This is a genomic window from Christiangramia echinicola DSM 19838 (genome assembly GCF_000423065.1).
GTDB classification, from domain to species: Bacteria; Bacteroidota; Bacteroidia; order Flavobacteriales; family Flavobacteriaceae; genus Christiangramia; species Christiangramia echinicola.
In genome coordinates this window covers 185,639-205,850 of sequence record NZ_AUHG01000016.1, presented here as the reverse complement: position 1 = coordinate 205,850, position 20,212 = coordinate 185,639, and the positions used below count along the sequence as shown (strand labels likewise).

Genomic DNA, 20,212 nt, shown 5'->3' with positions numbered 1-20,212 from the left:
TTGTATATAAATAATTAACACGACTTGAAATGGCGTTAAAACTTAATTACTTTGCAGGGTAAGTTCCATTACTATGAAAATACTCCACACTGCCGACTGGCATATTGGTAAAAAACTACATAAACACGAGCTAAATGAGGATTTCGATCTTTTCATAAACTGGCTTGTAGATTATATAAGGTCTGAAAAGATAGAGGTGCTATTGATCTCCGGTGATATTTTTGACCTGGCAAATCCTTCTTCTGAAGCACGAAAACAGTATTACCAGGCCCTGGTTAAACTTCAGCAATTAGAATGCAAGATCATCGCCACAGGTGGGAATCATGATTCTCCGGCAATGCTGGATGCTCCTAAGGATCTCCTTAGAGCTTTAGACATGAATGTGATTGGAGGCTTGCCTGTAGACCTTGAAGAAACTTTAGTCCCGATTTACAATAATAAAAAAGAGGTGGAACTTGTCGTAGCCGCTATTCCCTACCTACGCGATGCCGATCTAAGATCGGGCGCAGGGGTAACTAATTATGAGGATAGAATAGAAGCGATCAGGGAGGGGATCAAAGATATCTTTCATACTGTAGCCGAAATTTGTAAAACCAGTTATCCTGATATTCCGGTGATCACCATGGGACATTTATATACTGCCGGTATAGAATCTTCAGAAAGCGAACGGGATATTCAGATCGGTAATTTAGCGGCCTTTAAGGCTTCTGAATTTGGTGATCATTTCTCGTATGTTGCCCTGGGACATATCCATAAGCCTCAAAAAGTAAATGCTGCAATCCCGGTTTATTATAGCGGTTCTCCTATTCCACTTTCCTTCAGCGAAAGAAAGGATGATAAAAGGGTGCTGGTTTTAGATACTCAAAAAGGCTGGGAACCGGAAAGTATTCCTTTACCTGTTTTCAGGAAGCTGATAAGGATAAGCGGTACTATATCTAAAATTCAGCAAAAACTGAATGATCTGGTTGCAACTAATGATCTACATTCATTAATAGAAATAGACCTGATAGAAGATCAATATGACGCTCAGAAAATTTACGCGCTGGATCAACTCGTAAACAATTTTGAGAAACCCGGATTTGTCATTGTGAAGCAAAGAGCACAATTCAAAAATCAAACAAAAGGAACTTCAGAACTATATTCTGAAACTCAACAATTAGAAGATCTAAAACCAAAGGATGTTTTCCTGGAGCTTATCGAGAATCATGAATATGATCAAGAAGCTAAGAAAGAAATTTTAAGTGCTTTTGACGAAATTCTGGAAGAAGTACAGCAATCTGAAAAGCCGGTGCAATGAAGATCCTGAAAATATCTTTTAAAAATATCAATTCCCTACGTGGAGAACATGAGATCGATTTTACAGTGGAACCATTTATTAGCAGTTCGCTTTTTGCTATTACAGGACCAACCGGAAGCGGAAAAAGTACTATTCTGGATGTAATCTCACTGGCGATCTATGGCAAAATTCCCAGGATTCCGGGCAGCAGGCCCATCTCTAAAACAGATATTGAGAAATTCGGAACCATTCTTACCAGAAATCAAAAGGAAGCAATAGCCAGGGTTACCTATGAATGTAAATATGGAACATTTAGTTCTCAATGGAGTATTTCTACCAATCGCAATGAAAAGCTTCGCGATAATGACATGGAAATATATGACCATCAGATACAGGAACTAATCACCGATAAAAAATCTGAAGTTCCAGAGAAAAATGAGCAATTGATAGGCCTTAGTTATGACCAGTTCATCAAAGCCGCTTTGCTGGCACAGGGAGAATTCGCCCAGTTCCTGAAAGTGACCAAAAAAGATAGAGGCGCTTTACTTGAAAAAATTACTGGAACAGGTATATACAGGACTATAGGCCAGAAAATTTACGAAAAAAATAGTCTGTTAAATAAGGATATCGAGCAACAGCTTCATGAGATAAAGATACTTAAGGATAATCTCCTGGCAGATGAGGTCCTTGAACAAAAGAAAGCAGACCTGAAAAGTAAGACTGAAGTCCAGGAAAAGTGTAACCAAGAAATTGAAAAGCTTAAAAGATCCCTGGAGTTAAAAGAAGAAATTCAAAAGAAAACTAAAGCGACAGGAATTTCAAAAGATGAAGGGAATGCTGCAGAAAAGGAACTGAAAGTTTTCGATTCAGCTCATGGTGCTCCTTTAAAGCAGCATGAAAAAGTTCAGGATATTTCGGATTCACTACGAAGTTGGGACCTACTGAAAAAGGAAATCAAAAATTTAAATGCTGAGGTTTCCCAAGTCAAAAAAGATATTGAATCAAATTCAGAAAGAACCGCAACACTGATCGCTGAGGTTTCAGAATTCACGCATACAGCTACGAATTCAGATAATATTTCTGAAAACCTAAACCAATTCAGAACCAGGATCCAGGATCTACTGGAGAAGAAAAAAGAAAAAGGGATTGATTACAGGCTGGAAAAATCTAAACTAGATTCAGAGCTTAATGCCGTTGGACTATCACTAAACGAGTCCAATCCAGATCATTCAAGAAAGGAAATAATACAAGGCATTGAAGAAACCGGCAATTCTATAAGAACCTGGAAGGATAAATTTGAGGTCTCCAGTTCTGATGAAATTGAAGCATTAAAAAATAAACTTCAGCGGGAATATAAAATTACGCGGGAAGCTTCCAGGGAGTATGCTGTGATTGAAGAAAAATATAAGGAACTCAAAAGAAATTCTGTAGAATACGAGAAACTGCAACCTCATTTGAAATCCCTTCCTGCGGAAATAGAAAAGCAAAAAACACAGGTGAACTCAGGTAAAACGGTTCTGGAAAACCTTAAGTTAAAAAGGGAAAATCAACTCTTAAAAGCAAGCCTGGAACAGCACCGACATAAATTAAAAGATGGTGAAGCATGTCCACTTTGTGGTAGTTTAGATCATCCTTATGCTAAATACTTACCGGAAAAAGATGATCAGCTTGAACTGGAAATGAAAAAAGTAGAGACGCAGCTCGAAGAACAATCCCGCAAACTGAATATCTATGTTACCAACTTTTCTAATTATAAAAAGCAAGCAGAGGAACTTGAATTAAAGAATAAAGAAATAAACAAAGATCTACAGGATATAAAGACCGGGTTTAAAGAAAAATTCAGTGAATTAACCGAAGCCGAAAACTTACGTGAACTTGAAGATCGTTGTGACCAGCTGGAAAAAAAGCTTGAAGAATTATCTGAATATGCAAAAGCTCATTCAAAACTTCAACATTTAAAAACCTCCCTGCCAATACTGGAAAAATTACAGGCTATTCTACAGGAAGGAAAACTTCTAAAGGAGAAGCTTGATAAACTATATACCGGAAAAGATATACAACAAGATGTCGAACAATTTCAAAACCGATGGATTAGCCTGGTAAGCGAACTCAAAAATTTAAATAACCATCAGGAGAAACTTACGCAGCAAGTTGGTGAAAAGGAGAAGCAGTTGCAAATTCTGGAGAAAGAACTGGAACAAGTGTTGCTAGAGAAGGGCTTTGCATCTATCACAACAGGATTTTCTGCCTTGATGCCAGATGCCGAGGTTCATAGGTTACGAATAGAACGACAGCAAATAGAAAAGAGAATAAACGATGCCCGGGCTTCAATTAAGATCCTTAAAAACCAGCTGGAAGAATTCCAGAAGAAAGATTCCAATATTAAAGAAGAAGAGCTTAGGGAAAAACTCAAAGACCAAAATGAACAGGCTCAACTAGTAACTGAAACATGCAAGGAGTTGGATCGATTGATTAAGAATCATGAGCATGACCTTATAAAGATGAACAAGCTTCAGGAGGAAATTGCTGAAAAAGAAAAGCAAACCCGGAGATGGCGTATGCTCAATGAATTGATTGGTGATCGTACCGGTAATAAATTCAACGATTTTGCGCAGGACCTCACTTTAAGCCGACTCATAAAACTGGCAAATATCAGACTACAGGGACTAAGCGACCGTTACCTCATTGATAAACCAACCGAAGAAGAAGATGACGGACTGGTAGCCATCGATGAACATATGGGTGGACAGCGTAGATCTGTAAAAACCTTATCTGGTGGTGAAACTTTTATCCTCAGCCTAAGTATGGCTTTAGCTTTATCTGACCTTGCTTCAAAAAATGTAGAGATCAATAGCTTATTCATCGATGAAGGTTTTGGAACCCTGGATCCTGAAACCCTGGATCAAACTCTGGATACACTGGAAAAATTACAGGCAGAAAGCTCAAAAACCATTGGTATTATAAGTCATGTTGACTCATTGAAAGAAAGAATTTCAACACAGATAAAACTCAGTCGAAATGGACAGGGCTACAGTAGTCTCAAGATCAGTTAAAAATGAGCAATAAAAAAACCTCCTTGAAATAGGAGGTTTCCTACTGTTTTAGTCGAGATGACAGGATTTGAACCTGCGACCCCACGCCCCCCAGGCGTATACGCTACCAGACTGCGCCACATCTCGATTCTTCTGCAAATTAAAATGCTTTATTTTAAAATTCAAAAAGAAATAACTTCTTTGATCAATTTATTTGTTCAGAATTTGTCCTTAGGAAAGCTTTTACCTCTTTCAGATAAACTTCTGGCCTGTCCAGCCATCCATAATGACCACAATTACCCATAGTAACTAATTTCGAATTCGGCAGAATATTATGAGAATTCTCTGCGATATCTACTGGCACCACATCCTGCAAACCATGCATAATCAATAAATTCTTTTCAAACTCCTTCATTTCTTCTGTTTTGTCAAAAATATTCAAACGCATATCTTCCCATAACATGGAGTTTATTTCGCGGTTCACCTGAAGTAATCTTTCTGAAATAGTCTCTTCATGCTCGCTACCTACAACATAAGCTTTGGCCATGAACAGGGCTCTTTTCTTCTGAAACTCCTCATTTTCAGGATTTCTTTGTATTAATAGAGAATAATGATCTAAACTGTCATTTTCTGAAGAAGTAAGACCATTACGCACATTAAAACTTGCGACATTTCTCAGGCTCATCCCTCCACTATGGGACTGCACCATTGCTTGAACTCTATCAGGATGTTTAGCAGCATATGCATAAGCCAGCATGCCTCCGAATGATTGGCCCAATATAATCCAGCTTTTATACCCTAAATGCTCTCTAAGCCTTTCAATATCCCCCACCATAAGTTCTATGGTCATATTCGAAGCGCTCATTTCATTAAGAACAGATTTACCGGTACCTCTTTGATCATAAATTATGACTTTATTATTTTCTGAAAGTAATTTTGCCAGAGACTCAAATCCTTTACTATTCATACCCGGGCCACCATTGATTATAAGAACCGGAAATCCCTGACCAAAAGTTTGATAGGCTATCACACCGTCCTCAAATTCAAGGCAATCCTGCTCCTGACATGAAACTGATGAAAAGACTAATAGAAAAATAATAGCTAAATATTTCATATTTGCATTATCTCGGTGAATAGTGATCAAGCATAATTTTCCAGCCCTCCTCTGTTTTTGTCCATAGTAGTGAAAAGATCACTTTAGATTCAGAGATTTCACCCTCACTATTTTTCCAGGTAATTACAGAAATCCCGCGCTGCAAAGCATAATCTCCATCCAATTCCTTTATTTCGATATTCGATAAATTCCAGGTATTTCCACCTTCAAATCTGCCCCAGTATTCTCTTAGATTCTCTCTACCTACAACCTCAGTATTACTTCCAAGCATTACGGCATCCTTCGAATAGAAATCTGCTATCGCCCGGTAATTTTTATTATTGAAAGCCAGCTCCATCTCGCGGTTAACCATAAGAATTTCATTTTGCTTACCGGAATTCTGAAATTGTCTCTCCTTCCCTTCAGCTAACCAAAGCAAAACATTACGCACAAATTGCACATTATTTGGAGCTGCAGGTGAATTAAAACCTATTTTAAAAGTATTCCCATTCTGTTCTACAGTTTGAGCTGTAAACATAGCCGCCTCTCCAAAAACAGCTATTTTTCCCTTTCCAAAATCCAGCAACGCTCCCTGATAGCTACCTGAAAGATCTGTTGTAAGCGTACTATCATTGAATTGCCAGGCAACTTCAGGCTGCAAACATTTATCTCCAGAGCGAAATTTCATAACCGGAATTGCTTCCTTCGGAATTTTAAAAGAGGAACCGGTAAAAGAGACAATTTCATCTATTTTTTCTCCGTAAGTTCCATTAGTAACTGGATTATCTGTTAGTCTCTTGTTAGATATCCCGAATACATCATTCCTGTTCTGCTCTTTAGCTAATTGAGCAAATCCATCGCAATATTGAAATCCAAAACTTTCGGCCAGGCTACTTGCTGCACCTGCAAAGGGCATATGATCTGCTATAAGAAGTAAACGACCACCGCTTCTAACCCATTCATTAATATTTTTCACTTCAGATTCATCAAAAGCATTATAGATTGGTCGTTCCCAATTCCCCTGATTTTTAGCATTTATGGCATTGGCGACCACCAGGATATCAACTTCTTTCAATTCTTCAAGATTACTGGAAGCTTTTACTTTATAACCATCGGCTTCAGCAAGTTTTGCGAACGGACTAAAACCAGTATCAAGTTGATGTAAATTGTTGTGAATCCCGTCTATGTAGATAGTGGGAGCGTCTTCAGAATTAAAATTCGGAAATTCCAGCGAAGTAACAAATGCAGTATCGGCCTGTTGTTGAGAAAATCCAGAATGAAGGCTGAAAAATAAAATGCAGACAGCAATAAAATACTGTTTTGGAAAAGGATCGATGAACATATTCAATTGATTGATAAGCTTAAAAATAGCCGATTTTTTTCAATTAGACTGAATATTCTAGGATTTTGAAACCTTAAATCCTTTCCGAGTCATAGTTCCCCAGCCTGAAGTAATGTCAAAAATCTTTTTATAATACCCTAGCATTTGCCCATACAACAATAAGGGATGGTAGTAAAAAGGTTCAAGGTACGCGGCTAGTAATAATTCTATGATCTGTTTCGGTTTAGTATAATGATCAAAACTCTTAATATACATGAAGATCGCAATGGTAGAAAACACGCAACCTACCAGGTATGCCGCAAACGATAACAGAATGGCAAACGGCCAGTTGATCCAACCAAAAATACCAAATGCAATAAGGCAAATAACTCCCAGAAATTCTACAATGGGAGCACCAAATTCAAAAAGCAGCCAGTAGGGATAATAAAGCATTCCCATCTTCCCGTACTTTCTATTAAATAAAAGATCCCTGTGCAGACTAATGGTTTCCCATAATCCACGGGCCCATCTATCTCTCTGTCTTATTAATATGTTGTAATCTGAAGGTGCCTCTGTCCAGCATAAGGTTTCAGGAAGATAAACCACTTTATACGGGATCTTTTGCTCTTCCATATGTTTTCGAAGTCGAATACACAGCTCCAGGTCTTCTCCCACTGTCTTTGGGTTAAAACCTCCAACTTCGATCACTCTTTTCCTTGGATACATGCCAAATGCTCCTGAGATCAACATTAATCCGTTTACCTCACTCCAGGCCATTCTACCCAATAAAAATGCCCTGATATATTCTACAACCTGGTTCATAGGCACCAATCTGGAAGGCAGTTTTAATTCGGTTAAGATCCCATTTTTAATAACTGAGTCATTTGCAATTCCAATTCCACCTCCACAGCCAATAATTTCTTTATCATCTTCTTCAAGGTAAGGTCTTACCATTTTCAAGATGGCATCCTGTTCGATAATACAATCTACATCTGTAAAAATGACCAGCTCCGTATTTGCGAAATTCACACCGGCATTTATTGCATCAGCCTTACCGCCGTTATTCTTATCTATGACGGTTAGGTGGGTATATTTCTTTTTCCGGCTTTTATAAATATGCTTTACAGAAGCTGTTGGTATAGGTTGAGTAATAAAGGTAGCATCCTGGCGTTTCAGATCGAATTCATCTATAAGCCTTTGCAGGGAATCATCCTTACTACCATCATTTACAAGTATCAATTCATAATATGGATACTGTATGGAGAGCAGTGATTTTACATTCTCAATAATGGTTAAACCTTCATTATATGCTGGTGCTACAACCGTTACAGATGGAATATCTGTGGCGCTTACAACATCCTCTGCCCTTAAAAAAATTGAACGTTGTTTTGTTCGTTTAATTGATCTTCTCGCAAGGAAGATTCCAGATAAATAAAGGGTTAGAAGACTGGCACCATAGCCTATGAAGAGATAAACACTTATCCAGTAAATGTAATAACTCCCAAAAAAGCCTTCAGCACTATCCCACATTTAAAACTGCGTTTGGATATTGCTGATAATAGAATTCCTGAACTTTTTCTTTATACCCATTATTCCAAAGGATCTCAGCGACACTAAGTTTAAGATCATCATTAGTACCGTACAATTGTTTAAGGTAAAAGTCAAGATCTATATCTGAATTTTCATAGATATAATTAAGTAGCTGGCCCTGTTGGGTAGCATTAGGAATTTCATCATAAAGCCTCTTAATATAATCCATCGTCGGGGTAGAAACAGCGAATGTCTGAATGCAATAGATCGCTGTCTCCCTAACCTCGTAATCCGGATGATTTAGATTATTTATAATAAAATCTGTCTCTGCATGCAGCTCATATTTTCTAATGATTCGCATTAGTAATTTCTTACCGAATAATTTTTCGGTTTTATATGCGCGATGCAGCCATTTAAGTTCTGGTTTAGGATAATGATCATATAATTTTTCAACGATCTTGATCTGTTGCCAGAGGGTCATATTACGTTTAAGATAAGGCAGAAATCTAAGACTTTCCCAACCTAAAAATACTACCAGGGCGATCTGAGCCTCACGTCTTACATAGATATTTTTATCGTTTCGGTATTTAAATATCTCATCGAAATACTGGGATTGATTCATTTCATAGATCTCCCTGATTCCACGTGCTTTTCTATACCAGCTCCAACTTGATATTTTCTTAATTGAAACCCCGTGAGGAGGTATTTGAGCGTATAATTTTTGAAGTTTATAAAAGTTACTCCCAAGAATGGTTCTCTGGGTTCTTATCATCAACCTTATTAAATACTGTATATTATTTTTATTCTGCTCCTTAATACCCACATCTCTCAATGTTTGAGTAATTTCAGGTAAGGTAAGAGGATTTTTAGGGTCATTGTATAGATAACGACTCACTATATCTGCAAAGGTTAATTCAATTTGAGTTAGACTCGCAGTTCTTCTCCTTCTGTAAATAATACTTACGGTAATAGATACCCAGTAAATTACCAGAATAGAAAAAATAATAATTATGAAGAATAGTACTGTTGCTTCATTCATTAGTAGGCTTGTATAATGGCTTCAATCTCATCCAGGTCTATGGGAACTGCATAAAATCCAGTTACCCCTCTTAATGCAAAAATTTCTTTTTTAATTTTATCCTGCCCCATATTGGTGACAATCAATAGATTTTTATGCAACAAAACTTCCTGAACCTGGGCAACAAACTGTAATGGGGCAATTCCTTCAAATAAAATATCGGTTATTATGAAATCAAAATTGGTTTGCTGATCTTCTATATTAAGTGCGTCCAGGGATCTAATGGCTTTGCACTCATAGTCGTTCAACTCCACAAGTCTTTCCAGTATCTTAAGGATAATAATATCCTCTTGGATTACCAGGACCTTCCTCATTAGAATTTATTTGCTCTGAAATATACTAAATTCATCTCAAAACCTAGCTTTTTACAGTATTTAACTACCATTTATCCTGTTAATCAAACCAATCTTGTAAGAAATAACTTTCTATTAATTTCTTATATAATTCAGGATAAAACAATCAGTAAAATCCTACGCAAGAATACATTAATTGGTTCAAAATTTTAAAATTTTTTTTCACTTATTATAGAATCAAAAATTTTAAAAATATCCTCCTCAATTTCCTTAAAGCTATTATATTGCGATAACTTTTAGCCTGGCTCAACTGGATTTTAATTTGGAATGAAATCAATTCTTTATTGCTATTAAAAGCTTAAAAACAGGCTAAAAGGCAATAAGCCCTAAATATGAGAATTACCAAAACCTCCCCCCTACTTTTTATACTTTTTGCATTTTTTTCGCTACAATCGCTCACGGCTCAGGAAGAGCTAACTACAGATGAGCTTTTTATAAAGGCCAGAGCGGCAGCATTTGATGAAGATGATTACCCTAAGGCTATTGAGTTAACAAAACTTGCTTTGGAGAAAAGTCCGAACTATGCAGATGTTAGAATTTTTCTTGGCAGATTATATACCTGGACCGATAGGAATGCTGAAGCTCGCGAGGCTTTTGAAAGAGTTCTTAGTGAAAATCCTGGTTACGAAGATGGTTCTCTAGCCTATGCAAATCTGGAATACTGGAATGATAATTCTAAAAAAGCTCTGGAAATTTTAAATAAAGGCATCGAAAAAAATCCAGGATCTGAAGATCTCCTGTTATTACAGGCAAGGGTTCAAAAAGATTTAAAAATGTATGCTGAAGCCAGTACAACCTTGAACCAATTACTTAAAATAAATCCTAAGTTAACCGAGGCAAGATCCTTAGGAGAGTCAATTAGAAACGTCTCTTCTAAAAATCAGATAGGAGCAGATTATGAATATGTATATTTTGATAAAAGGTTTGATGATCCCTGGCATTTAGCCACAATCGATTATTCACGAAGTACTAAAATTGGTTCTATCATAGGTAGAATTAATTATGCTAATCGTTTCAACTCGAACGGAACTCAATTCAATATTGATGCTTATCCAAGTATTTCTGATACCTTTTACGCCTATGTAAGTGGAGGAATTGCAAGTAGCGGAAGTATTTTTCCAGAATATCGCGCCGGGGCTTCACTTTACGCAAATCTACCTGCAGCTTTTGAAGGGGAAGTAGGTTTCAGAATGCTGAGTTTTGATGAAAAAACCTGGATCTATACAGCTTCAGTAGGAAAGTACATAAGTAACTTCTGGTTAAACGCCAGAACCTTTATTACGCCAGATAATGAGAATGTTTCTCATTCCTATTCTCTAAATGTTCGCTATTACATTGCCGGAGCAGATGATTTTCTGAGTTTCGGAATAGGAACCGGAATAGATCCAGACGATAATGCCAATAATATCCAGTTTGGGGGAAGCTCAACTTATAAGCTTCAATCAAATAATATTTCTTTAGGATATCGAATGAGCGTAAAAAGCACGAATGTATTTTTTGTAAACGCCAGCCTGGAAGATCAGGAATATGCTCCAGAGACCAGGGGAAATCAATTTTCAGTAGGTGTTGGGTACTTTAAAAAGTTTTAAATGAGAAAAAAACTTTTCAGAGGAATCATTCTAATCATTCTAGCCATACCCCTTTTCATGTGGCTGGCCTGGCTTGTAACTCCAAATACCAAGCTGGTAATTGCAATTATAGATAAAACGGTACTTACCAAAAAAGGACAGGAACACATCTCTCTGAACTGGGTTCTAAATAACAAAAAATATACTAAAACCTCAGAAGATCCGTATGAGGTGAGCCATGATTATTTTGGCTTCTTCCCTAAGGATAATGAAGAATTCAAATTGAAAGGCCTGGAAAGATTCTCATATCCAAAATTAAATCAGCTAAGTGAGGATGCAGATCTGGTTTATTTCACCGACACCTATGGGATTTATAATAACGAATGGTTTCATGATGGTGATATAAATGAAAGGTCCGGTATATTATACGGTGGCCTCAGTGACAAGGATCTTCAGCTACTTCGCCTGATGAAGGAAAAGAAAAAGCTGATCATTACTGAATTTAATACCATTGGCTCTCCAACGGCCAGGGAGAACAGGGTTAAATTTGAAGAACTATTTCAGTTAAGATGGACGGGCTGGACGGCAAGATATTTCGAAAATCTGGATATACGCAGTAACGATGAAATTCCGGCTTGGCTAGTTAGAAACTATAAAAATGCACATCAAGGAAACTGGTCTTTCAAAAGATCCGGGATCGCTTTCGTTAATGATAAAGATGAGGTTGTGATCATTGAAGAAGGTGTGCATCTAAACAGAGCTATGCCTCAAATTGAGACAAAACAAGAATTTCAGGAAGAATATGGTCTCCCGGAAAGCATCAAATATCCTTTCTGGTTTGATATCATGATCCCTGATCCCAAGGTAAATACCATTGTTTCCAGCTTTGATATTGATCTTACGACAAAAGGAAAAGAAGAATTAAAAAAGCATAAAATCCCGGCATCATTCCCTGCGGTGACCAGGCATCTTCAGGATGACTATAAGTTTTTTTACTTCTCAGGAGATTTCGCAGATAATCCGGTATCAATTGAAAGCTCTTATTTTAAATGGATAGGGTTTTTCAAGAACTTCTTTTATGATCAACGTAATATCATGGAAAGAGGAAGTTTCTTCTGGAATTATTATAAGCCTTTACTAACCAATATCCTAGAGGACTATGATCAGGATAGACCCTGATTACTGGCTATATTTTCTTATTAAACTATCTGGCAAAATCTTTTTACCCTCGATAACCTCAGCATTTTTTCTTTTAAACTGGTTAAATGCATTCCTGAGTTCATCTTTTTTAGCTTCATCCTGGATTGGTTCTTCCTTAAAATCCTTGGTTAAGCGGTAAAGATTGTCTCCATTTAAGTGATATTCCCCCATAACGAAATCTATAAGGTCAGTCTTAGTCTGTTTAAGCGGAATATTATGAATATTCTGAAAACTCCTCGTGGTATCTAATCCTGCCCCTATAAAGCTATTGGATTCCGGAGCTTTTAAAGCATAATTGTTTTTCAGAAAAGAGATCAAACTTGGTGCGACATCAAAATGCGAAGAAACAGATTCAAATTCTGCCTCGCGTTTTAATAATGGGGAATAAATTAGCAATGGCACATGGTACCTGTCTATTTTTGAAGCCATTGGAATTTCAGGGATCCTGTGATCCCCGGTAATGATAAAAATGGTATTATTAAACTTATCATTCTTTTTATATTCCTGGAAAAACTGTCTTAAAGCTTCATCTGTAAAAAGCACACTGCTGTATTGTTTTTGATAATTTCTATACCGTTCTTTCTTCTCCTCGCTGAATCCAAAATCTTCCAGTCGCTCTTCAAACAGCAGTTCATATTTTTCAGTTTCATCAGTTATAAACGGGCTATGCATGCTAACTGTTAGCATTACATCAAGCTTGGGGCTCTTAGGGTCCTTCTTCTTTAAATCGAAATAGTACCGGAACATTTCTTTATCGCCATAACCCCAGGTAAATCCTGAAGCTGAAGCAGGAATCTTTTTATAACTACCAGGAAAGTCATTTTCATCAACAATGCGATCTACCTTATTCTTTTTAAGGTACATAGCCATTTTATCAAATTCCGAATTCCCTCCATAATAGAAGTTAGTATTATATCCATTTTCCTGAAGTAGATTCAGCAATGATAATTCACCCGGCATGTTTTTTTCCATTTCCATAAAACCATTTTCTCCAAATGGCATAGACCCTAATAGAGATGGTAACACGGCAAAGGTTCTACCTCCATTGCTCAGGAAGTTGGGCCAGTAAAGACTTTTATTAGATAGAGAATCCAGAAAAGGAGTGAAATTCCCAAGGTAAGCATCTCGATTTGTAAAGGCTCTACCTAAGCCTTCCACTATAATTATTACTAAATCTGGCGCTTGTTCTTTAGTTTCAAAAAAAGGAGTAAGCACATCTCTCTTTAATTCCTTGCGCAAAAAAGGATAATTTGTCTCATCCAGATATTCTATAGGTTCAGCTATGGAATAATTAGAATTGAAATCTCCCAGGTAACTTTCAGCATAGATATCTACTTCATATAATTCTGGATTAAAATGTCCATACGCGGCGGTATAGAAATGCTGAGATTTATTCCTGATCAGGTTCGATTCAAATTCAGATTTCATATTCGCAGTTCGCAACCTATCAGAAATCCCTAAACCAATGAATAAGAGAGAAATTACGGGCAAGACTAAAGCAATCTCTCTTTTTATAGTTATTTTCTTCGGAAGGAGTACCAGGGAAAAAATTAGAATAGAGATGAATAAGAAAAGAATAAGAAATGGGGTGAAACTTAAACTCCCTGAGGCTCCTACCGTTTGAATGATCTCTTCCAGGGAATACCCAAATATGTCGCTACCAAGCAATAACAAGGTGGTATTAAAATAGAAAACCAGTGAAAATTGAATAAGGAAAAATAATACTAATCCTGTTTTAAATATAATATTGGTAATGCGAGGTATTAATAAATGTAATGGTAAATAAACAATATATGCCGGCAATATAAAGCTGAAAAAGAATTTAAGATCTTCCAGGCAACTCCATCCCCACAGGCTAAAAAAGCTACTTTCAATACTGTGATTAAGTATACCCAATCCTATCTCAACTCCACTAAGAACAAAGAGAAAACCTAGAAATATAAATGATAATAAAGCAAATTTACTGGTAGAAAAAGCGATCTTATTTAAAACGCCGGTTTTTCCGGATTTAGATTTTAGGCTCATAGCAGGTTATTATGGGGCTAACATAATTTAGATTCAAATCAGCTTCGAAAACTGATTTTAAAAGGTTTACAAAAGAATGAAATTTTTTTGACTCATTTAAAATAAGATAGATCATTTCAAATTACCAGTCAGGCTGCTTGAGATTAGAATCTGATAATCAGTTTTTTGAATAACATTTATTTAACAAACAATTCGGTTTTCTTTCACATCCCGACCAATTGGTTGAGCGTAAGTATCCCTGTAAACCAATTTAAATTAATTATGAAAAATTCAATTTTTAAAATTCAAAATTTAGGCTTTGCCTTGATTATTGCTTTATTCTTCGCTTCCTGTTCAGAAGATGACGATTTTATGACCGGAGAAGATATGGATGATGACATGCCTGCGATGGCAACATGTGATGATGGAATAATGAACGGTGATGAAACTGGAATAGACTGTGGTGGAACTTGTGAACCATGTACCGCAGATACCGGCAGACGAGCCGAACTTTATGTTACAAACAATGAGAACGGAAATATTTCTCTTTACAGTGTTACTGGAGATTCACTGGTAACTTTTACAACCAATGCTACTGCAGCTGAAGGTATTTATTATGATGCTGCTAATGATATGGTAGTACAGGCTTCCAGATCTGATATGCGTTTAGATGCGTATTCAGATATTAGTACACTAATGGAGGATAGTGAAGTGACTGCAGCATATAGCAGTTCTGCAGACCTTGAAAGCCCTCGTGAACTAGCCGTAAACGGCTCAACTTATGTTGTTGCTGATAACGGATCGAATAAATTTTTCGTTTATACTAACAATGGTACCGGATTCTCTTTAATGAATACTATAGAAGTACCATTCCCGGTATGGGGAATTACTTTTAAAGGTGAAGACCTTTATGCCGTAGTAGATTCAAGTAGTGATCTTGCTGTCTTCTATGATTTCGAAGCGAATGCTATGGACGGTGAAATGAGGCCTTCTAAAAGAGTAACTATAGAAGGAATTGTTAGAACTCACGGATTAACTTATGATGGTACAGATGATGTAATGATCATGACCGACATTGGTGATGCAGCGAATGGAACAGATGATGGAGCTTTTCATGTTATTGATGATTTTTCTACAAAATTTGATGCCCTTTCAGACGGAGATCTTCTAACTGTAGATATGCAAACTCGTGTTGCTGGTGCGTCTACTATGTTAGGTAACCCAATTGATGTAGCTTATGATTCTGAAGAAAATGCGGTATATATTTCAGAGATCGGAAATGGAAAAGTACTAGGATTTACGAATATAGGTGACGGTGGAGATCTTGCTCCTTCTTATAGTATGGATCTAACTTCTGCTTCTTCTATCTATTTCTCAAGTGATGAGACAGATGGAAATACAGGAATGGCTTCATCTAATATGATGACCGAACTTTATGTAACTAATAATTCTGACGGAAATATTACCGTGTATGATGGTTCTGGTAATTTGATTAAATCTGTAATGACAGATGCGACTGCAGCAGAAGGTATTTATTATTCTGCAATGAATGATGCCGTAATTCAGGCTTCAAGATCTGGAATGATGTTAGAAAATTATTCTGATTTTTCAGGCGTGATGGATGGAAATACAGTTTCGGCTGATTTTACTGGTGATGCTGAATTAATGAGCCCACGAGAAATTGCGGTTTTTGGAAATAAGGTAGTGGTTTCAGATAATGACATGCACATGTTCTATGTGTATTCTTACGACGGTTCTTCTTTCACTTTAGAAAATACATTAGATCCTGGATTTAATGTTTGGGGAATTACCTTTAAAGGTGGAGACTTAATTGCAGTAGTAGATTCATCTAGTGATATTGCAGTTTTCAATGATTTCCTTGATAATGATACAGATGGAATGATCACACCCGATAAAAGAATCACTATTGGAGGTATCGTGAGAACTCATGGTATAGATTATAGTGAAGCAGATGATGTATTGGTTTTAACTGATATTGGTGACGCTGCAGATGCAAATACAGACGGTGGATTCCAGGTGATCCAGAATTTCAGTATGAAACTGGATGCCGCTACAGATGGAGGAATGATCGCTCAAAGTGAACAAACCAGAGTGGCCGGAGCTTCTACCCTTTTAGGTAATCCTATTGATATTGCTTATGACCATAAGACTGAAACAGTATTTATTGCGGAAGTTGGGAATGGTAAGGTTTTAGCCTTTTCTAATGCACTAAACCTGACCGGTGATGTTGCACCAGATGTAAACAATGATCTTGCAGCTGCGTCTTCACTTTACCTTTATAATAACTAAATAATTCCTGATATATAACCTATAAAGCCCTGAGGAGATCCTCAGGGCTTTTTTTATTTATAATTTTAAGACAAAAAATTATAGTATCTGTAACTTTTTCAGGAATTTAAGTCTATTATTATACATAATACTTTAATCTATTAAACAAAATCTAATTCTTATGAGAAAAATGTTTATGCTGTTTTTCCTGTTTGCCGGAATATATTCCGCACTTGCTCAGGAGAAAGAACAGCAAATAGAACAAGCTGGATTCAATGTTCCGGTAGAATATTACAAATTAGACAATGGTCTTAAAGTAATCCTTTCTCAGGACAAATCTTCCCCAACGGTAATAGTAGCAACATACTATAATATCGGGTTTAGAATTGAACCCCGGGATAGGACAGGATTCGCTCATTTGTTTGAACATATGATGTTTCAGGGATCTCAAAATCTCGGGAAAATGGAATTTATTAAACTTGTTCAGGAAAATGGAGGAGTTTTAAATGGTTCTACTCGCTTTGATTTTACGAATTATTTTGAGATCGTACCTAGCAATAAACTGGAAACCATGTTATGGGCAGAGGCAGATCGCATGAAAGGCCTTGATATTACCCAGGAAAATCTTACCAATCAGCAAGGGGTAGTTAAAAATGAGGTGAAAGTAAACGTACTAAATCAGCCTTATGGTGGATTTCCATGGTTAGACATGCCTCAATACGCAAATACCAACTGGTACAACTCCCATAATTTCTATGGCGACCTTAAGGATCTGGATGCCGCAAATTTAGAGGATGTAGAAAAATTCTTTGATACTTATTATGCACCAAACAATGCGGCTTTATCTATAGTTGGTGATTTTGAAATGGATGAAGCTAAGAAATGGATCGAACAATATTTCGGCGGAATAGCCAGTTCTGATGTTCCTCCAATTCCAGATATTTCGGAACCAAAGCAAACTAAAGAGAAGGATTTCGTGAAAAATGATTCTCTTGCTAATAAGCCTGCGCTTGCCATGGCTTACAATATGCCAGAACGTAATTCATCTGAATACTATGCAATGGGACTACTGGATCAAATATTAATTCAGGGTGATAATGCATTGTTACAGAAAAAACTGGTAGATGAATTGGGTTATACGTCAAACGTTAGCGGAGGTATCAATTACCTTGGAAATATGTTCAATTACAATGGACCAATGCATATGATGTTCAATTTTACGTATGACAATGAGACATCTAAAGAACAGGTCGTTACAGCAATAGATGAGGTTCTGGCAAAATTAAATGATGGAATTACCCAGGAAATGTTAGATAATGCCCTTGTAAAAATGCGTTCTCAGTTGTATGATAACCTGGGAAGTACATTTGGTCTTGGTCGCGCAGATCTACTGGCTAGTTTCGCGTTATTTGATGATAACCCAGCAAGAATAAATGACCTGGAAGCAGAATTTAAAAAGATCACACCAGAGGTGATGAATAAAACAGTTGAGGAATACTTACGAAAAACCAATAGAACGATCTTAACCGTAAATCCATTACTGGCTAATAACGAAAATAAGAATCAATGAGAACCACATATTACCTATTTATATTAGCGCTATTAGTTGTATTACCAGCTAATGCACAAAAGCAAACCCCGCCTAAAGGAGGAGAACCAAAAGGTTTTACCCTTCCTGAAAAAGAGGTGATTAGTTATGACAACGGACTGGAACTGGTATTAGTTCCTTACGGAAGTATCCCGAAGGCAACTATCAATATTACCATTAAAACAGGAAATATTCACGAAAAGGAAAATCAGGTTTGGGTTTCAGACCTGCTGGCAGATTTAATGGAAGAAGGTTCAACTTCAGATTATTCTGAAAAAGATAAACTGGCAGGAATGGGTGGAAACCTTAATATAGGAGTAGGTACGCACACTTCTACGCTAAGTACCAATGTACTTGCAGAATTTGCTCCTGAAGCTCTAAAGGTTTTAAGTGATGTACTGGTGAGTCCTGAACTACCAGAAGCTGAATTAGAAAGGCTTAAAAACAATATGAAACGTAATATCACAGTTTCATTATCCAGACCAGGCACACAAGCAAGAAAAGACTTTTTTCCGAGCTGTATCAAGATCATCCCTACGGAAGACTATATCCAACCATCGAGATGGTAGATTCTTATACATTGGCTGACGTAAAATCATTCTACGATGAGAATTTTGGAGCTGAAAGAACTACGGTTTACGTAGTTGGGCAATTTAATGCCGAGAAAATAAAAGAGATGGTTAAGCAGCAGCTTGGTTCCTGGAGAAAAGGAACCGAGGCTAATTATCCTGTAGCTGAAACAAGTTCAAAAGGTTCAGTGAAGATTATAGATCGTCCAGGTGCACCACAATCAACCATCTATTATGGTTTACCGGTAGCTGCTCCAGATAGTAAAGATTACATAGCCCTGGATGTTACGAACTCCTTACTGGGAGGTTCTTTTGGATCCAGAATAACCAGTAATATTCGCGAAGATAAAGGTTATACCTACTCCCCTAGCAGCTCTTTATACACTAACTATAAATCTGGAATCTGGTACGAGAGTGCAGATGTTACTACTGAATTCACCGGTGCTTCCTTAGATGAGATCAAAAAAGAAATAGTTCGTTTACAGAATGAAGCTCCAGGAATAGATGAACTTAAAGGGATCCAGAATTACGAATCCGGGATCTATGTTCTTCAAAATTCAACTCCAGGAGGAATTATAAGTCAGTTAAATTTTCTTGATATTCATGATCTACCGGAATCATTTCTGGTAGATAAAGTGAAGAATATAAATGCTGTTACTCCAGAGCAAGTTCAGGAAATGATGAAAAAATATATTCAGCCAGAGAAGATGACACTTATTGTAGTTGGAGATAAAGAAAAGATCAATGATCAAATCCAGGAAACTATAAAGTTGCCGGAAAATACCAAGAATTAAAATACACACATTTCAATTGAAAAGCCCGGAACTGCCGGGCTTTTTTGATTAATTGAACTACAAAGTAGAGCCGCCTGCAACCTAATTCTACTTAAGTAACATAAGTTACTTTCAGAAATGAAACAGAACCTTATTTTCGCCCTGGTGAGTTCAAATGCCCTCATATCGCTTTTCTTGATTCCCCTTTTTTTAGGGAAGTTATTTATTGTGGATGCCAGTGTGATCAATTTGTTATCTCAGGGACAGGTTTCTTTTGTAAAAAAATATTGTCAGAAGGATCAGTCAGGTGCTCATCTTCAGAAGACCTACGAGTTTCAGCAAGACCTGGACGCCAGGTATAGCATTACTGAAATTGGCAGTTTTTGCACTCCTCAGTTTAATTTCAATGTTTTTAATTGGTCTGCCACATCCATTGAGTTAATAACTAAAGAGGACATATCATTTACTTCAAAATTAAGCTACCTATATCTGGATAGCCAGTCCCCTCCTCCCAGGCTTATGTAATTGAAATTTTAGT

The 20,212-nt window shown here is 36.9% G+C and carries 15 protein-coding genes and 1 tRNA gene; 9 read left to right on the top strand and 7 right to left on the bottom strand.

The annotated features are described in order from the left end of the window. The first annotated feature begins 73 nt into the window (after positions 1-73). Both G530_RS0112645 and G530_RS0112640 read left to right on the top strand, forming a co-directional pair. Positions 74-1,297 (top strand): exonuclease SbcCD subunit D C-terminal domain-containing protein, encoded by a 1,224-nt coding sequence (locus tag G530_RS0112645; RefSeq protein ID WP_026934888.1) that lies wholly within the window; start codon positions 74-76, stop codon positions 1,295-1,297. Then, entirely contained in the window at positions 1,294-4,329 is a 3,036-nt protein-coding gene (locus G530_RS0112640) for an SbcC/MukB-like Walker B domain-containing protein (RefSeq protein ID WP_026934887.1), read from the top strand. The genes G530_RS0112645 and G530_RS0112640 overlap by 4 nt, the downstream gene beginning before the upstream one ends. A 52-nt stretch (positions 4,330-4,381) precedes the next feature. Here G530_RS0112640 and G530_RS0112635 read toward each other — a convergent pair. The 6 genes from G530_RS0112635 to G530_RS0112610 form a co-directional block, all read right to left on the bottom strand. Beyond that, a tRNA-Pro gene (locus G530_RS0112635) sits at positions 4,382-4,455 on the bottom strand. Between the two features lie 58 nt (positions 4,456-4,513). Continuing rightward, positions 4,514-5,422 carry an alpha/beta fold hydrolase gene (locus G530_RS0112630; protein WP_035716379.1) on the bottom strand — a complete coding sequence of 303 codons (909 nt, stop codon included), beginning with the start codon at positions 5,420-5,422 and terminating at the stop codon, positions 4,514-4,516. Positions 5,423-5,429: 7 nt separating this feature from the next. Further along, positions 5,430-6,743 (bottom strand): YybH family protein, encoded by a 1,314-nt coding sequence (locus G530_RS0112625; RefSeq protein ID WP_026934885.1) that lies wholly within the window; start codon positions 6,741-6,743, stop codon positions 5,430-5,432. Positions 6,744-6,800: 57 nt separating this feature from the next. Beyond that, positions 6,801-8,252 carry a glycosyltransferase family 2 protein gene (locus G530_RS0112620; RefSeq protein ID WP_026934884.1) on the bottom strand — a complete coding sequence of 484 codons (1,452 nt, stop codon included), beginning with the start codon at positions 8,250-8,252 and terminating at the stop codon, positions 6,801-6,803. Then, entirely contained in the window at positions 8,242-9,291 is a 1,050-nt protein-coding gene (locus tag G530_RS0112615; RefSeq protein ID WP_026934883.1) for a HEAT repeat domain-containing protein, read from the bottom strand. The genes G530_RS0112620 and G530_RS0112615 overlap by 11 nt, the downstream gene beginning before the upstream one ends. Further along, complete coding sequence (locus G530_RS0112610) at positions 9,291-9,644, bottom strand: DNA-binding transcriptional response regulator (protein WP_026934882.1); 354 nt, start codon at positions 9,642-9,644, stop codon at positions 9,291-9,293. The genes G530_RS0112615 and G530_RS0112610 overlap by 1 nt, the downstream gene beginning before the upstream one ends. A gap of 371 nt (positions 9,645-10,015) precedes the next feature. Between G530_RS0112610 and G530_RS0112605 the strand changes: the two genes are divergently transcribed. Continuing rightward, a complete protein-coding gene (locus G530_RS0112605; protein WP_026934881.1) occupies positions 10,016-11,272 on the top strand; it encodes a YaiO family outer membrane beta-barrel protein in 1,257 nt (418 codons plus the stop codon). Next, the gene (locus G530_RS0112600) at positions 11,273-12,430 is read left to right on the top strand and encodes a hypothetical protein (RefSeq protein ID WP_026934880.1); all 1,158 of its coding nucleotides are present in this window, start codon (positions 11,273-11,275) and stop codon (positions 12,428-12,430) included. Here the strand turns inward: G530_RS0112600 and G530_RS0112595 are convergent, their stop codons facing one another. Then, entirely contained in the window at positions 12,431-14,476 is a 2,046-nt protein-coding gene (locus tag G530_RS0112595; RefSeq protein ID WP_026934879.1) for an LTA synthase family protein, read from the bottom strand. It abuts the gene before it with no gap. A 261-nt stretch (positions 14,477-14,737) separates the two neighbouring features. Here G530_RS0112595 and G530_RS0112585 point away from each other — a divergent pair, with 261 nt between their 5' ends. The 5 genes from G530_RS0112585 to G530_RS0112570 all read left to right on the top strand — a co-directional run bounded on the left by G530_RS0112585 (position 14,738) and on the right by G530_RS0112570 (position 20,199). Continuing rightward, a complete protein-coding gene (locus tag G530_RS0112585) occupies positions 14,738-16,765 on the top strand; it encodes a YncE family protein (RefSeq protein WP_026934878.1) in 2,028 nt (675 codons plus the stop codon). A 160-nt stretch (positions 16,766-16,925) separates the two neighbouring features. Beyond that, positions 16,926-18,314 (top strand): M16 family metallopeptidase, encoded by a 1,389-nt coding sequence (locus tag G530_RS0112580; RefSeq protein WP_035716376.1) that lies wholly within the window; start codon positions 16,926-16,928, stop codon positions 18,312-18,314. After that, positions 18,311-18,901, top strand: a complete 591-nt coding sequence (locus tag G530_RS17850) for a M16 family metallopeptidase (RefSeq protein WP_240472159.1) — start codon at positions 18,311-18,313, stop codon at positions 18,899-18,901. The genes G530_RS0112580 and G530_RS17850 overlap by 4 nt, the downstream gene beginning before the upstream one ends. Beyond that, on the top strand, positions 18,895-19,695 hold the full coding sequence (locus tag G530_RS17845; RefSeq protein ID WP_240472158.1) for a M16 family metallopeptidase: 801 nt from the start codon (positions 18,895-18,897) through the stop codon (positions 19,693-19,695). Before G530_RS17850 ends, G530_RS17845 begins: the two co-directional genes overlap by 7 nt. 117 nt (positions 19,696-19,812) lie before the next feature. Next, the gene (locus tag G530_RS0112570) at positions 19,813-20,199 is read left to right on the top strand and encodes a hypothetical protein (RefSeq protein ID WP_026934876.1); all 387 of its coding nucleotides are present in this window, start codon (positions 19,813-19,815) and stop codon (positions 20,197-20,199) included. The last annotated feature ends 13 nt before the right edge of the window (positions 20,200-20,212 follow it).

Coding starts and splice junctions, on each gene's coding strand:
- G530_RS0112645 (WP_026934888.1), top strand. CDS start 74: ATGAAAATACTCCACACTGCCGACTGGCATATTGGTAAAAAACTACAT.
- G530_RS0112640 (WP_026934887.1), top strand. CDS start 1,294: ATGAAGATCCTGAAAATATCTTTTAAAAATATCAATTCCCTACGTGGA.
- G530_RS0112630 (WP_035716379.1), bottom strand. CDS start 5,422: ATGAAATATTTAGCTATTATTTTTCTATTAGTCTTTTCATCAGTTTCA.
- G530_RS0112625 (WP_026934885.1), bottom strand. CDS start 6,743: ATGTTCATCGATCCTTTTCCAAAACAGTATTTTATTGCTGTCTGCATT.
- G530_RS0112620 (WP_026934884.1), bottom strand. CDS start 8,252: ATGTGGGATAGTGCTGAAGGCTTTTTTGGGAGTTATTACATTTACTGG.
- G530_RS0112615 (WP_026934883.1), bottom strand. CDS start 9,291: ATGAATGAAGCAACAGTACTATTCTTCATAATTATTATTTTTTCTATT.
- G530_RS0112610 (WP_026934882.1), bottom strand. CDS start 9,644: ATGAGGAAGGTCCTGGTAATCCAAGAGGATATTATTATCCTTAAGATA.
- G530_RS0112605 (WP_026934881.1), top strand. CDS start 10,016: ATGAGAATTACCAAAACCTCCCCCCTACTTTTTATACTTTTTGCATTT.
- G530_RS0112600 (WP_026934880.1), top strand. CDS start 11,273: ATGAGAAAAAAACTTTTCAGAGGAATCATTCTAATCATTCTAGCCATA.
- G530_RS0112595 (WP_026934879.1), bottom strand. CDS start 14,476: ATGAGCCTAAAATCTAAATCCGGAAAAACCGGCGTTTTAAATAAGATC.
- G530_RS0112585 (WP_026934878.1), top strand. CDS start 14,738: ATGAAAAATTCAATTTTTAAAATTCAAAATTTAGGCTTTGCCTTGATT.
- G530_RS0112580 (WP_035716376.1), top strand. CDS start 16,926: ATGAGAAAAATGTTTATGCTGTTTTTCCTGTTTGCCGGAATATATTCC.
- G530_RS17850 (WP_240472159.1), top strand. CDS start 18,311: ATGAGAACCACATATTACCTATTTATATTAGCGCTATTAGTTGTATTA.
- G530_RS17845 (WP_240472158.1), top strand. CDS start 18,895: ATGGTAGATTCTTATACATTGGCTGACGTAAAATCATTCTACGATGAG.
- G530_RS0112570 (WP_026934876.1), top strand. CDS start 19,813: ATGAAACAGAACCTTATTTTCGCCCTGGTGAGTTCAAATGCCCTCATA.